We start from the raw sequence: 12,682 nt of genomic DNA on the forward strand, positions 1-12,682 counted from the left end.
GGTTGACGTCTCCGAAGCATCGAATCGATAATTTTCAAAACATTGTTTTAATTATTAAAACATTTGTAACAAACCGAATTTCACACCAACACCCGGAGGGGGGATATGAAGCACAAGGCCTGGCCAATCGCTCGCGTGGCCGTCATGGGGATGGGAATGGCACTGACGGGGCTCAGCACGTCGGCGCTCGCGCAATCCAACGTCACGCTTTACGGCCTGATCGACAGCGGACTGACTTACGTCAGTAAAGTCGCGGGACCGACCGGCACCGCCACGGGCAGCCGGTTCAGCGTGGACAGCGGCGATCTCCAGCAATCGCGCTGGGGCATGAAGGGGACGGAGGATCTCGGGGGCGGCCTGAAGGCGCTGTTCATTCTTGAGGGCGGCTTTTCAGTAGCCAACGGCACGTCCGGCCAGGGCAATCTGCCGCTCGGACGCACCTCCGTCGTCGGCCTGTCCAGCCCGTACGGGACGGTGCAAATCGGCCGTCGTAAGGATTACATCGACGAGATCGCCACCTGGTATTCGAGCGTCTACAACTTCGGCGTCTTCATCAACGGCGTTCACGACAACAACCTCGACCGCGTGGGCGGCAATCGCGCCAACAACTCGATCCGTTACGACACACCGGACTTCCGCGGGCTGACCGCCAATGTGACGTACGGCTTCGGCGGCACCGCCGGGTCGATGGCCACGGGGCAATCGCTGGGCTTCGGTGCGAACTACAAGTACGGCGGCTTCGGTGTGGGCTTCGGCTACTGGCAGTCGCGTCTGGGCACGGGCACGGCGAGCACGAACACGTCGAGCGACGTGGGTGCGTCATCCGGCGCAGGCTGCGATCCGGCCTACGGCAACGCAGGCGCAGTGTGTATCCGCACGTGGATGGTCGGCACGAGCTACAAGTGGGATAAGGCGCGCGTCTACGCGTCGTGGTCGCGCACGTTGCAGCCGCTCGCACGCTTTGGCGGCACCGCCGCCCCGTTCGCCACGACGTTTACCAGCACCGCAAGCAGTGGCGCATTCGCGGCCGCCGGATCGAACAACAACGCGACGAACGTCTTCGACGTGGGCGTGAACTACTGGGTATTGCCGAATCTGGAACTGATCGGCGCAGTCCTGCACTCGCGCTACTCGTTCGTGGGCGCACCGGCGACGGGTCGTCTGCTGCAATTCAACGTCGGCCTGGACTATTTCCTGTCCAAACGCACCGACATCTACACGTACTTCGCCAACTTGCGCGCGACGGACATGTACAACCCGGGCATCACGGGTGGCGCACCGGGACGCGACGCGACGCAGAACGCCATGACCATCGGCATGCGTCATACGTTCTGACACGGCTCGGATCAAAGGTAGGAAAGCATAGGAAAGCCGCACCCTGCAACGGGGTGCGGCGGTGCTTTGCCGAACATCAGCGGGGAGGCGACTCCCCGTCGTCCCGGCAATCGCTTCCGGAACAGCGCGACGGCGCACCGCGCGCATGCGCGGCATGTCCGGACGACGTGCCCTGACGTCCGAAGCCAATCTGCTGAAAAACACCGCCACCGATTTCGAATCCGGTGGCGTAGTGATAAGCGGCAACGGTCGAACCAAGTGCCACCGACAGCAACAACAACGTACCCGTACGCCAGCGGCGTCGGACCGTGGAAGCCATGTCTCCTCCCTGTCAGAGGTCGGCCCGCTCGGAAGACGTCTGTCGCCGGTTCCCGGTGAACAGCACTCCGGCACTGCTACGTCTTGGCGGGGATCGAGTTTCCAGTCACTACTGAGTCTCGTTTTTTCGCGATTCTGCACGCATCAGCCGCGAATTGTCACCCCGGCTATCCCTAAGACCAAGCAAATATATCGCGATGTGATATATTTTTCGGTTTTCGGACACATCCCATTTCCCTGACGGCCGACTTATGACTGCACCGACTCCGCCGAACGCACCGATCACAGGTGACGCGCTGACCAAGAGCGATTTCGAAGCGCTCTCCGAGTTTCGCTATCGCCTGCGCCGCTTCCTCAATTTCAGCGAGACGGCGGCACGCGAAGGGGGCATCACGCCCCAGCAATATCTGTTGTTGCTGCACGTCAAAGGTATTCCGGGACGCGAGTGGGCGTCCATCAGTGAATTGGCGGAGCGCCTGCAAGCGGTGCACCACAGCGTAGTGGCCCTCGTCGCCCGATGCGAGAAGGCTGGCCTCGTGACTCGCCGCCAGAACGAGAGCGACCGGCGCGTGGTCGAGGTGCATCTCTCGCCGACCGGCGAAGCCTGCCTCGCGAATCTCGCTGCGCAGCACCGCAACGAATTGAGCACGTTTGCGGACATCTTCCACATTCGTGGCGTTCATCTGTAATTCCCAGGACTGTCATGGCATCCGCTTCTCAACCTGCTTCTCAACCGACTTCTCAGCCGACTTCTCAAGCTGCGCCGACGCAAGCGTCGAGTGCCCATCACTCACCGCTCGCGCCCATGGCCTTGCCGGAACACGCCCGCGACTTCGCACGTGCGCCGGGACTGCCACGCCTCATCGCACTGGCCGCCGTCATCGGCTTTTGCGGCGTGCCCGCCGCCTGGTTGCTGCTGAACCTGATTCAGGGCTTCACCAACCTCTTCTTCTATCAAACGCTCTCGTTCGCCCCACGCTCGCCTGCGGGCAACACGCTCGGTGCCGTGGTTATCGTGCTGCCGGTCATCGGCGGTCTGATCGTTGGCGCCATGGCGCGCTTCGGCAGCGACAAGATTCGCGGCCACGGCATTCCGGAAGCGATCGAAGCGATTCTCTTCGGCAAGAGCAAGATGTCGCCGCGCGTGGCCGTGCTCAAACCGTTGTCGTCCGGCATCGTGATCGGCAGCGGCGGACCGTTCGGCGCGGAAGGTCCGATCATCATGACGGGCGGGGCCATCGGCTCGCTCATCGCTCAGTACTTCCACCTGAGCGCCGCCGAACGCAAGACGCTGCTCGTAGCCGGTGCCACGGCGGGCATGACCGCCGTGTTCGGCACGCCGGTCGCGGCCGTGCTGCTCGCTGTCGAACTGTTGCTGTTCGAATGGCGCCCCCGCAGTCTTCTGCCGGTGATCGTGGCGTGTGCCGTCGCCGGTTTTGCGCGTCCGTTGCTGCTCGAAGCCGGGCCGCTCTTCCCGATGACGACGCCCGCCGTCTCCCCGATTGCGCTGGTGTCATGCGTGATCGCGGGCGTGTGCGCCGGGCTGCTGTCGGCCGGGATGTCGCGCGCGCTTTACGCCATCGAAGACGCCTTCCACAAGCTCCCCGTGCACTGGATGTGGTGGCCAGCCATCGGCGGCCTCGCCGTAGGCATCGGCGGCTATCTTGAACCGCGCGCGCTGGGTGTGGGCTATGACGTGATCGCCGACCTGCTCGCCGGTCATTTCACGCTGCATGCGGCAGCGGCGCTGCTGCTCGTCAAGGCGCTGATCTGGGCGATTGCGCTCGGCTCGTGCACCTCCGGCGGCGTGCTGGCCCCGCTGCTCATGATCGGCGCAGGTCTGGGGACGTTGCTCGCACCGATTCTGCCCGGCGGCGACATCACCTTGTGGGCGCTCGTGTGCATGGCTGCCACCCTCGCGGGCGTGCTCGGTGCCCCGCTCACGGCCATCGTCTTCGCGTTGGGACTCACGCACGACGTCAATGCGCTGCTGCCTTTGTTGCTCACCTGTGGCGTGTCGTATGGCGTAACGATCTGGATCATGCCGCGCTCGATCATGACGGAGAAGATTGCGCGGCGCGGACGTCACATTCATCGTGAGTATGGCGTCGATCCGCTGGAACGCCTTCACGTCGGCGAGTTGATGACGCGCGAGCCGGAAGCGCTTGTCGCCGATATGACCATCGAAGAAGCGGCGCAACGCGCCTTTGGGGTGACGCAACGTCACCGCGCTTATCCGGTGATCGACGCATCGCGCGCCGTGCTCGGCATGGTCGATCGTCAGGCGCTCACGCGGGCACAGGAACAAGGTCTGCAAACACTGGGCCAGCTATACGGCGTGAATCCGCCGCTCGTCGCCCTGCCGTCCGAAACCGGACGCATCGTATCGGCCCGCTTCGCCGCGCACCATCTGGAGCGTCTGCCGGTGGTGAGCGACGCCACCTCGCGCAAGCTCATTGGCATCATCAGCCGCAGCGACCTCGTCAAACCGGCCGAACACTGGCGCTCGGAAGAGGAAGTGCGCGAACGCATGCTGCACCTCGGACGCAAACGTCGCTAAGCATCGCCGCACGCATGCGTTAAGCGCCGGGCGCGCGTCGGCACCATTGACGCGCGCCCGGCCGTTGATCCACCATCGGGGCTTCCTCCCACCGAATGCGCACCGGCGCGTGCGCCTCTGCCCGATGGCGACGACCCGATCCTCCAAAGCTTCGTCTTCCGCAACAACGCCGTCCCAGGCCCCTGACGCGCGCATTCGCATTGGCGTCGGCGGCTGGAACTTCGCGCCGTGGCAACGCTCGTTTTATCCCGAGAAGTGGCCCAAGCGACGTGAGCTCGAATACGCGAGCCGTCACCTCACGTCCATCGAAATCAACAGCACCTTCTACGGCTCGCAAAAGCCCGCAACATTCCGCAACTGGTTCGACGAAACGCCGGACGATTTCGTGTTCTCGGTCAAGGCGTCGCGCTACGCCACGCACCGGCGTGTGCTGGCGGAAGCCGGTGAATCCGTGGCGCGATTTTTCGACAGCGGTGTGCTGGAACTCGGCAAGAAGCTCGGCCCGGTGAACTGGCAGTTCGCGCCGACGAAACAGTTCGACGCCGAGGACTTCGAGCATTTCCTGAGCCTGTTGCCGACGTCCGCAAACGGGCACACGATTCGCCACGCCCTTGAGGTCCGCCACGAGACCTTCGCCGTGCCCGAGTTCGTCGGGCTCGCACGCAAGTACAAGATGGCCATCGTGCTCGCCGGAGACGCCAAGTTTCCGTGCATCGCCGACGTCACCGCGCCCCTCGTCTATGCACGCCTCATGGGCACCGAGGAACGCTACAAGCTCGGCTACGCCCCGAAAGCCATGACGCAGTGGCTGGACCGCGCGACCACGTTCGCGAACGGCGGCGTTCCGGACGATCTCGATACAGTGGCCAAAGCCCCACCGAAGGCAAAGCATCGCGACGTCTTTCTCTATGTCATCAGCGGCTTCAAGGAACGTAACCCGGCTGCGGCAATGGCGATGATCGAGACCCTCGCCAAGCGAAAATAAGACGCCCATAGAAAAAGCGGCGCACAAAGCGCCGCGTCGGTACAGCCACTGCTACGGTCAATCGATCAGCCGCATACGCTTCGCGCGTCAGTGCATCGCGGCCGAGTTGCGTGCCTCGCTGGCGTTCTGTGCCGGGCGGTTGCCGCTCGAACGCTCCCATGCGTTCTTGGCAAGCAGCGCGATGGTCGCGATCACGGCCGGAATCGCCAGCAACGAGAACGTGGCCGAAAAGCCAAGGTGACGACGCACCAGCTCTGCGCCGAGCAACGCACCGGCAATGCCCCCGAAGCGGCCGATGCCGAGCATCCAGGCCACACCGGTCGCGCGACCGTTCGTCGGATAGAACATCGCCGCCAGCGACGGCATGGACGATTGCGCACCGTTCATTGCCGTGCCCGCGAGGAAGATCAGCGTCACCAGCATGCCGATGTTGCCGATCGCCTGCCCGACGGCATAGACCAGCACAGCGGTCAGCGCGTAGCCCACGGCCACGACCTTCTGCGCGTTGAACTTGTCCATCAGCCAGCCCGACAGGATCGTGCCGATGCCACCGCCGAGCGGGAACAATGCCGTGATCAGCGCGGCGCGCTCGATCGTGAAGCCCGCATCCTTGAACAGAATCGGCATCCAGCTCGTGAGCAGGTAGAAGATCACCAGCCCCATGAAGTAGGTGACCCACAGCATCAGCGAACCGAAACCGTATTGCTTCGACAGCACCACCCCCATCGCCGATCCGGCGCGCTTCGGTGCGGCTTCCACCACGGTGAATGCGCCAACGTCATCGAGCGATTCGCCCGAGATGCGCGACAGAATGCGACGCACACGCTCCACCGGCTTCTGCTTGACCACAAGAAACTTCACTGACTCCGGCAGGCAAACGATCAGCAGCACCGACAGCACCAGCGGCAGTACGCCACCGAGCACCAGCACGCTATGCCAGCCGAAGTGCGGAATCAGCCACGAAGCGACGAACCCGCCGACCGATGCGCCCAGCGGAAAGCCACAGAACATGGTGTTGACGATCACCGCACGGCGCGCTTCCGGCGCGTACTCGGAAATCAGCGTCACCGCATTGGGCATGGCCGCGCCCAGGCCGAGGCCCGTGAGAAAACGCAGCACAGTCAGCGTCTGGAGATCTTGTGCGAACGCCGTCGCGAGACTGGCGATGCCAAAGAACACCACGGACAGCACGAGCATCGTCTTGCGACCGACCTTGTCGGCGAGCGGCCCGGCGAAGATCGCGCCACCGGCCAGACCGAAGAGCGCCGCCGAGAGCACCGGGCCGAGCGAGCCCTTGTCGATGTGCCATTGCTGCACCAGCGACGGTGCGATGTAACCGATGGCCGCCGTGTCGAATCCGTCGATGGCCACGATGAAGAAACACAGGATCAGCACCAGCCACTGATAGGCGGAAAATCGCTGTGCGTTAATGTAGGCGGGCACGTCCACCGTGCGCGGTTGATTCATGACGCTGTCTCCTCGGGGCGATGCCGCCCCGTTGTTCATTCCATTATTTTTTTGAAATCGTCGCTGCCGGTGCGCACCCAGGTGTCGGGGGTGGTGCGCATAACAATGAGCGGGGTGTCCGGCCCGATGGCTGCCCGCCGTCTTGATGCGGCATTGCAGCGAAGCGGATTTCTGCCGCTAATGTACGTCCTTACCTTGCCTGTCGAAATGATCTTTCGTCAAGCCATCCATAACGGGCAGTTATGGATGGTTTGAGGCGCGCCACGCTCAGGCCAGCGGCAACCCGACGTAATTCTCTGCCAGCATGAGCGACGCGGCGCGCGAGCTGACCACGTACTCCAGCTCCGAGCGCTGCATCTGCTGTTCGAACGGCGTGGCATCGTCGATCCGGTGCAGCATGCGCGTCATCCAGTACGAGAAATGCTCCGCACGCCAGATGCGCTTGAGCGCTGCCTCGGAATAGCCTTGCAGTGCGGTTTCACTGTCGCGATGAAAGAAGTCGTCGAGCGCACGCGCCAGACGCCACACGTCCGCCACCGCCAGATTCATCCCCTTCGCGCCGGTCGGCGGCACGATGTGGGCGGCGTCGCCCGCCAGGAACAGACGTCCGTATTGCATCGGCGTCGCCACGAAGCTGCGCATCGCGACCACGTTCTTCTGGAAGATCGGCCCTTCCTTGAGACGCCAGCCATCGTCGCTCTCGGTACGCGCATGCAGTTCTTCCCAGATGCGCGCGTCGCTCCACTCCTCGGCGCGCTCATTCGGATCGCACTGGAAGTACATGCGCTGCACCGTCGGCGAGCGCGTGCTGATCAGGGCGAAGCCACGCTCGTGCGCGGCATAGATCAATTCATCCGACGACGGCGGGGCCTCAACCAGCACCCCGAACCAGCCGAACGGATACACGCGTTGGTATTCCTTGCGCACCGACGCAGGCATGGCCGGGCGGCAGACGCCGTGGAAGCCGTCGCAGCCTGCGATGAAGTCGCACGCGAGTCGACGCGGCTGACCATCCACCGTGAATTGCACACTCGGTTGCGTGCTATCGATGTTGTGCACCGAGACGTCGGACACGTCGAACAGAATCTCGCCCTGCGCCGCTTCTCGTGCCGCAATCAGATCCTTGATGACTTCGTGCTGCGCATAGACGGTGATCGCACGGCCGGTCAGCTCTGTGAGCGCGATGCGGTGACGCTGCCCGCCGAACGCCAGCTCGACACCGTGGTGCACCGCGCCTTCGCGACGCATGCGCTCGCCCACGCCGGTCTCGTTCAGGATATCCATCGTGCCTTGCTCCAGCACACCGGCACGAATGGTCGATTCGACGGCTGCACGCGAGCGCGATTCGAGCACGATGGACTCGATGCCTTGCAGATGCAGCAGATGGGACAGCAGTAGACCGGCAGGACCGGCACCGACGATGACGACAGGGTAATGGGTGCGCATGAGTTGTCTCCTTTCATTGCACCGCCCGCGTCCGGCACACCTGCGCCGGACATCTCGTGACAGGAAAACTGCCTGTCGGCGGATTGCATTTCTTGGATGCTTCACGCCGACCGCCCCAACTTAGGACTGCGCGTAAACGAGCATGTCCGAAGTCATTTTGATGCCTTGTCACGAGGGGCGAATGCGTCATATCTTATGGAGCGCGCACGTCGCGTTGAATGGATGAATCGACGACTTTCTTGTACTTTTTCGACAACTTCGACCAAGGGAAAACCAGTATGTCAGGCGCGTCATCCCGGCTGCGCGCGGCGCGCGAGACGATTCCGGAATTCTCCTTGTATGGCGAGTTGACCGAAACCGACAGCGGCGACTTCGTCCATATCGAATGGATCGAGACACGCAGCCGCCTTTACGACTGGCATATCGATACGCATCGCCATCTGGGGTTGTTTCAGGTGCTCGCGATTTTCGAGGGCACGGTGGAAGCCAACGTCGACGACGCGACGTGGGAAGTCGAAGGCCCGGCCGTCATCACGGTGCATCCTTCAGCCGTGCACAACTTCCGCTTCTCGCGCGGGGCACACGGCTTCGTGCTCACAATGGCGCAGAGCGTGCCGTTCGATGCCGCCATCGGGGCGGACGCCGACATGGCGTCGCTACTGCGAAAGCCGTGGCTATTCCCCCTCGCCGACGCGCCGCAGACACGCGACCGTCTCTACACGCTGCTGGGCCTCATCATGGATGAGTTCTCGCGTCCGCAACTGGGGCACGCGGAGATGGTCGGATGGCTCACGCGCAGCGTTCTGCTATTGCTCGCTCGTCTGCACGCGCATCACGATTCGGCCACGCGCACAGGGCGTACCGAACTGGATCTGTTCGCTCGCTTTCGCGCATTGGTGGAGGCGCACTACACCGAGGCGTGGGCTGTCCCGGCGTATGCAGAACGGCTACATGTGACGGAGAGCAAGCTCAACCGTCTGTGCCGACGCATCTCGGGAAAATCGGCGTTCGATCTGGTGCAGGACCGGTTGATGCTGGAGGCCCGGCGCAAGCTGATCTACATTCCTGCGCCGGTCTCCCATGTCGCCTACGAACTGGGGTTTCAGGACCCGGCCTACTTCTGCCGCGTGTTCAAGCGGCATGTCGGCGTCACGCCGTCGGCCTTCCGGCGAACGGCGCAACACGCGCATCTGGGCGACGAATCCGATCTTGCGTCGGATCTCGTCGCCGCCATCGCCGAATAGTCACCAAAGTCACGCACGCAGGAAGGTCAGCAACGCCTCGGTGACCGCCGGTGCACACTCGATGTTCGAGAGGTGTGCGCCCGGCACGATGACCTGCTTCGCGCCCGGAATGCGCTCGACCATCGCCGTGGACATCGCAGGCGGCGTCGCCAGATCGCCCGAGCCAGTAACGACCAGCGTCGGCGCAGTGATCGCAGCGATCTCGTCCAGCTGATTCATGTCGCGCACCGCCGCGCAAGCGGCCGCATATCCGGCGGGTGCGAGCGAGCGGAACATCGCTTTCATGCGTTCGACGGTCGCCGCCTCGCGCTCGGCGAATTCGGGCGTGAACCAGCGCGAGACCACGGCGTCTGTCACGGCGTTCATGCCGTCGGCCTGCACGGCGCGAATACGGCCGTTCCACACGTCTTCCGCGCCGATGTGCGCCGACGAGCAAACGATGGCGAGACGATTCAGACGCTGCGGCGCGTGAATGCCCAGCCACATGCCCGTCATGCCACCCATCGACACGCCCGCGAGGCTGGCACGCTCGATGTCCAGCGCGTCGAGCAACCCAACGACATCGCGCCCCAACTGGTCGATGACGTACGGTCCCGGCGTGACGGACGAGCCGCCATGCCCTCGCGTGTCATAGCGAATCACGCGGAACTCGCGCGCGAGCGCGGGCACTTGGGGCGCCCACATGTCGAGCGTCGTGCCCAGCGAGTTGGACAACACCAGCGCAGGCGCATGGTCATCGCCATCGATGGCGATACGCAACTGGGCATCACCCACGTCGATCAGACGTTCTACCGTCATTTGCTTCGTCTCCTCAGGCGGTCTTATCGTCACCCACGTCGGGCACGCGCGTGGTCGATCCCGGCTCGGCGGCTTCCATTTCCGCGAAGACCTTCTCGGCATCGTGAATCGCCTGATTGGCGGCGGGCAGCCCGGCGTACAGCGCAGCGTGCATGAACAGTTCCTTCATCTCCTCGCGCGTCACGCCGTTGTTGAACGCTGCGCGCACGTGCATGCGGAATTCGTCGCCGCGATTGAGCGCGATGAGCAGCGACAGCGTGATCATGCTGCGCATATGGCGCGTCAATCCCGGGCGCGTCCAGATATCGCCCCAGGCGAAGCGCGTGATGAAGTCCTGAAAGTCTTCGTTGAAGTCGTTGCGGCGCGTGAGCGTGCGGTCGACGTGCGCGTCGCCAAGCACACCGCGTCGCACTTGCATGCCGTTGTCGTAGCGTTCCTGATCGTTCATTTGGATGTCCTGCCCTGTTGGGTTGACGGCACCGCCGCATCTGCGAGCGCAAGCACCTGACTCACGAACGTATCGGCAGCGCCAAGATAGTGTTGTGGGTCCGTCAGGCGTTCAAGCACCTCGACGGACAACACGCGGGTGATCTCGGTGTCTTCACGCAGGACGTCGAGCAAGTGACGCTGCTGCGCGAGCGCATCTCGGCAACGCGCTTCCACGCGACGATGCGCTTCGAGCCGGCCCATCGATTCGCCCAGCGCCATCGTCACGGCTTCGGCCATGATGAGCCCGTGCGTGACGTCGAGATTGGCGCGCATGCGTGCCGTGTCGACCGTCCAGTCGTTCACGAGTGTGCGTGCCGTCGCCAGCGCGCCGCCGCACAACATGAGCAGCTCGGGCAGCGTTTCCCACTCTGCGTGCCAGGTGCCCAGCCCGCGCTCATGGTCCTGCTGCATGGCCGAGAACAGCGTGGCGACGAGTTGCGGCGTGCGTGCGGCAGCCGCGAGGATGGCCGCGCAGCCGACCGGGTTGCGCTTGTGCGGCATGGTGGACGAGCCGCCCCGCCCCGCACCGGAAGCTTCGGCGATCTCGCCGACTTCCGTTTGCGTCAGCAGCGCCGTGTCGCGCGCGAACTTGCCGAGCGAGCCGGTGAGCGTCGCCGCCCAGCTCCCCACTCTTACGATGCGATCGCGCTGGCCGTGCCACGGCGTCGCGCCTTCGGACAGACCGAGATGGCGTGCGAGCGCCGCCGCGACGGCCGGACCTTGCGTGCCAAGCGACGCCAGCGTGCCCGCTGCGCCACCGAACTGCACACAGAGCACCTGTTCGCGCACGCTGGCGAGGTCGGCACGCGCGCGCAACAGCGCGTCGAGCGTACCGGCGAGTTTGAGACCGAAGGTGATCGGCAACGCGTGCTGAAGCCACGTACGGCCGATCATGACCGTCGCGCGGTGATGCCGGACCTGCTCGGCGAGCGTAGCGATCAGCGCGTCGAGATCCGCACCGAGGTCGTCGAGCGCACCGCGCACTTGCAGGATAAGACCGGTATCGATGGCGTCCTGACTGGTCGCGCCCCAATGGACGAAGCGGGCGGCATCGGCGTCGTGCGTCTTCACGCGCGCCGTCAGTTGCTTGACCAGTGGAATGGCGAGGTTGCCCGCGCAGGCGGCGGCGTCGCGCAAGGCCATCCAGTCGAGATCGCCCGCACGGGCGGCCACAGTGATCGGCGCGACGGCGGCGGCCGGGATCAGGCCGACTTCGGCTTCGGCGGCGGCGAGCGCCACTTCGAAGTCGAGCATGCCCTGCAATGTGGCGTCGCGGGAGAATCGCGCCGACACGGCAGCACCGCGCAGTAGAGAGTCAAGCAGTTCCGTCATCAGAGAATTCGATGCGTTGCAACAATGCAGATACGGCCACGGGCTGCCGGCATTCGCATGCCGGCAGCCCGAAGCCGCGCCAGATTCAGCGTGACATGACAGACGTCAGAGGTCGAGGAACACCGTCTCCTCGTCACCCTGCATGCGAATGTCGAACCGGTACGACACACGCCCGCCGTTCACTTCACGGCGCGCAATCAGCGTGTGACGGCGCTCGGCCGGCACTTGTTGCAGCACGGGGTCGGCCGCATTGGCCGCTGCCTCATCGTCGAAATAGATACGCGTAAACAGATGATTGAGCAAGCCCCGCATCGTCAGAATCACGTCGATGCGCGGTGCGTCGCCCTGCGCAGCCGCGCCAGGCTTGACCGTTTCGATGACGAAGCGGTTCTCGGCGTCGGTCCCCGTGCCGCAACGGGCCGCGCCCGCGAAACCGGTGCGCTCGATGTCTTCGGCGGTCTCGACGTAGCGACCGTGGGCGTCCGCCTGCACGATTTCGATGAGGGCGTCGTTGACCGGATTGCCCGCACCGTCGAACACCTGCCCGATCAGGCGGATGTGCTCACCTTCGGCGCGGTCCGTGGCGACCACCGGCGTGAAAGCGCTCTTGAAGTCATACAGGTACTGCTCCGGCGACAGGCCATAAGCGAAGTACGGGCCGACGGTCTGCGACGGCGTTTGCTTGAATTCGGGAGTAGTCGACATGGC

General features: G+C 64.0%; 12 protein-coding genes. 5 read left to right on the forward strand and 7 right to left on the reverse strand.

Features of this window, described 5'->3' with window-relative positions; translation table 11 throughout:
• Positions 1 to 105: 105 nt before the first annotated feature.
• On the forward strand, positions 106 to 1,335 hold the full coding sequence (locus tag PCO31010_RS16905) for a porin (RefSeq protein ID WP_246184643.1): 1,230 nt from the start codon (positions 106 to 108) through the stop codon (positions 1,333 to 1,335).
• A gap of 76 nt (positions 1,336 to 1,411) precedes the next feature.
• Here the strand turns inward: PCO31010_RS16905 and PCO31010_RS16910 are convergent, their stop codons facing one another.
• A complete protein-coding gene (locus tag PCO31010_RS16910) occupies positions 1,412 to 1,654 on the reverse strand; it encodes a hypothetical protein (protein ID WP_039400430.1) in 243 nt (80 codons plus the stop codon).
• 250 nt (positions 1,655 to 1,904) lie between these two features.
• On the opposite strand from PCO31010_RS16910, the gene PCO31010_RS16915 reads away from it, so the two are divergent.
• The 3 genes from PCO31010_RS16915 to PCO31010_RS16925 all read left to right on the forward strand — a co-directional run bounded on the left by PCO31010_RS16915 (position 1,905) and on the right by PCO31010_RS16925 (position 5,198).
• Positions 1,905 to 2,342: a MarR family winged helix-turn-helix transcriptional regulator gene (locus PCO31010_RS16915; RefSeq protein WP_150665256.1), complete on the forward strand. Its 438-nt coding sequence runs from the start codon at positions 1,905 to 1,907 to the stop codon at positions 2,340 to 2,342.
• A gap of 116 nt (positions 2,343 to 2,458) precedes the next feature.
• Positions 2,459 to 4,213: a chloride channel protein gene (locus tag PCO31010_RS16920; protein WP_150665327.1), complete on the forward strand. Its 1,755-nt coding sequence runs from the start codon at positions 2,459 to 2,461 to the stop codon at positions 4,211 to 4,213.
• A gap of 124 nt (positions 4,214 to 4,337) precedes the next feature.
• Complete coding sequence (locus PCO31010_RS16925) at positions 4,338 to 5,198, forward strand: DUF72 domain-containing protein (protein WP_150665257.1); 861 nt, start codon at positions 4,338 to 4,340, stop codon at positions 5,196 to 5,198.
• 87 nt (positions 5,199 to 5,285) lie between these two features.
• Here PCO31010_RS16925 and PCO31010_RS16930 read toward each other — a convergent pair whose 3' ends face one another.
• Entirely contained in the window at positions 5,286 to 6,665 is a 1,380-nt protein-coding gene (locus tag PCO31010_RS16930; RefSeq protein ID WP_150665258.1) for an MFS transporter, read from the reverse strand.
• Positions 6,666 to 6,932: 267 nt separating this feature from the next.
• Entirely contained in the window at positions 6,933 to 8,111 is a 1,179-nt protein-coding gene (gene pobA, locus PCO31010_RS16935) for a 4-hydroxybenzoate 3-monooxygenase (RefSeq protein ID WP_150665259.1), read from the reverse strand.
• Between the two features lie 278 nt (positions 8,112 to 8,389).
• Between pobA and PCO31010_RS16940 the strand changes: the two genes are divergently transcribed.
• Positions 8,390 to 9,355, forward strand: a complete 966-nt coding sequence (locus tag PCO31010_RS16940; RefSeq protein WP_174984851.1) for a helix-turn-helix domain-containing protein — start codon at positions 8,390 to 8,392, stop codon at positions 9,353 to 9,355.
• Positions 9,356 to 9,364: 9 nt separating this feature from the next.
• Here the strand turns inward: PCO31010_RS16940 and pcaD are convergent, their stop codons facing one another.
• From pcaD to pcaG, 4 genes are all read right to left on the reverse strand, one after another.
• A complete protein-coding gene (pcaD, locus tag PCO31010_RS16945; RefSeq protein WP_150665261.1) occupies positions 9,365 to 10,153 on the reverse strand; it encodes a 3-oxoadipate enol-lactonase in 789 nt (262 codons plus the stop codon).
• 13 nt (positions 10,154 to 10,166) lie between these two features.
• Complete coding sequence (gene pcaC, locus PCO31010_RS16950) at positions 10,167 to 10,601, reverse strand: 4-carboxymuconolactone decarboxylase (RefSeq protein ID WP_150665262.1); 435 nt, start codon at positions 10,599 to 10,601, stop codon at positions 10,167 to 10,169.
• Positions 10,598 to 11,974 carry a 3-carboxy-cis,cis-muconate cycloisomerase gene (locus PCO31010_RS16955; RefSeq protein ID WP_150665263.1) on the reverse strand — a complete coding sequence of 459 codons (1,377 nt, stop codon included), beginning with the start codon at positions 11,972 to 11,974 and terminating at the stop codon, positions 10,598 to 10,600. The genes pcaC and PCO31010_RS16955 overlap by 4 nt, the downstream gene beginning before the upstream one ends.
• A gap of 105 nt (positions 11,975 to 12,079) precedes the next feature.
• Positions 12,080 to 12,679 carry a protocatechuate 3,4-dioxygenase subunit alpha gene (gene pcaG, locus PCO31010_RS16960; protein WP_150665264.1) on the reverse strand — a complete coding sequence of 200 codons (600 nt, stop codon included), beginning with the start codon at positions 12,677 to 12,679 and terminating at the stop codon, positions 12,080 to 12,082.
• Positions 12,680 to 12,682 lie beyond the last annotated feature (3 nt).

The sequence above is a fragment of the Pandoraea commovens genome (assembly GCF_902459615.1).
Taxonomy (GTDB): domain Bacteria; phylum Pseudomonadota; class Gammaproteobacteria; order Burkholderiales; family Burkholderiaceae; genus Pandoraea; species Pandoraea commovens.

What these genes read in the sequence shown, in the direction of transcription:
- pcaD (WP_150665261.1), bottom strand. Translation starts at nt 10,153, where the DNA reads ATGACGGTAGAACGTCTGATCGACGTGGGTGATGCCCAGTTGCGTATC.
- pcaG (WP_150665264.1), bottom strand. Translation starts at nt 12,679, where the DNA reads ATGTCGACTACTCCCGAATTCAAGCAAACGCCGTCGCAGACCGTCGGC.
- PCO31010_RS16955 (WP_150665263.1), bottom strand. Translation starts at nt 11,974, where the DNA reads ATGACGGAACTGCTTGACTCTCTACTGCGCGGTGCTGCCGTGTCGGCG.
- PCO31010_RS16925 (WP_150665257.1), top strand. Translation starts at nt 4,338, where the DNA reads ATGGCGACGACCCGATCCTCCAAAGCTTCGTCTTCCGCAACAACGCCG.
- PCO31010_RS16940 (WP_174984851.1), top strand. Translation starts at nt 8,390, where the DNA reads ATGTCAGGCGCGTCATCCCGGCTGCGCGCGGCGCGCGAGACGATTCCG.
- PCO31010_RS16920 (WP_150665327.1), top strand. Translation starts at nt 2,459, where the DNA reads ATGGCCTTGCCGGAACACGCCCGCGACTTCGCACGTGCGCCGGGACTG.
- PCO31010_RS16930 (WP_150665258.1), bottom strand. Translation starts at nt 6,665, where the DNA reads ATGAATCAACCGCGCACGGTGGACGTGCCCGCCTACATTAACGCACAG.
- PCO31010_RS16910 (WP_039400430.1), bottom strand. Translation starts at nt 1,654, where the DNA reads ATGGCTTCCACGGTCCGACGCCGCTGGCGTACGGGTACGTTGTTGTTG.
- PCO31010_RS16905 (WP_246184643.1), top strand. Translation starts at nt 106, where the DNA reads ATGAAGCACAAGGCCTGGCCAATCGCTCGCGTGGCCGTCATGGGGATG.
- PCO31010_RS16915 (WP_150665256.1), top strand. Translation starts at nt 1,905, where the DNA reads ATGACTGCACCGACTCCGCCGAACGCACCGATCACAGGTGACGCGCTG.
- pobA (WP_150665259.1), bottom strand. Translation starts at nt 8,111, where the DNA reads ATGCGCACCCATTACCCTGTCGTCATCGTCGGTGCCGGTCCTGCCGGT.
- pcaC (WP_150665262.1), bottom strand. Translation starts at nt 10,601, where the DNA reads ATGAACGATCAGGAACGCTACGACAACGGCATGCAAGTGCGACGCGGT.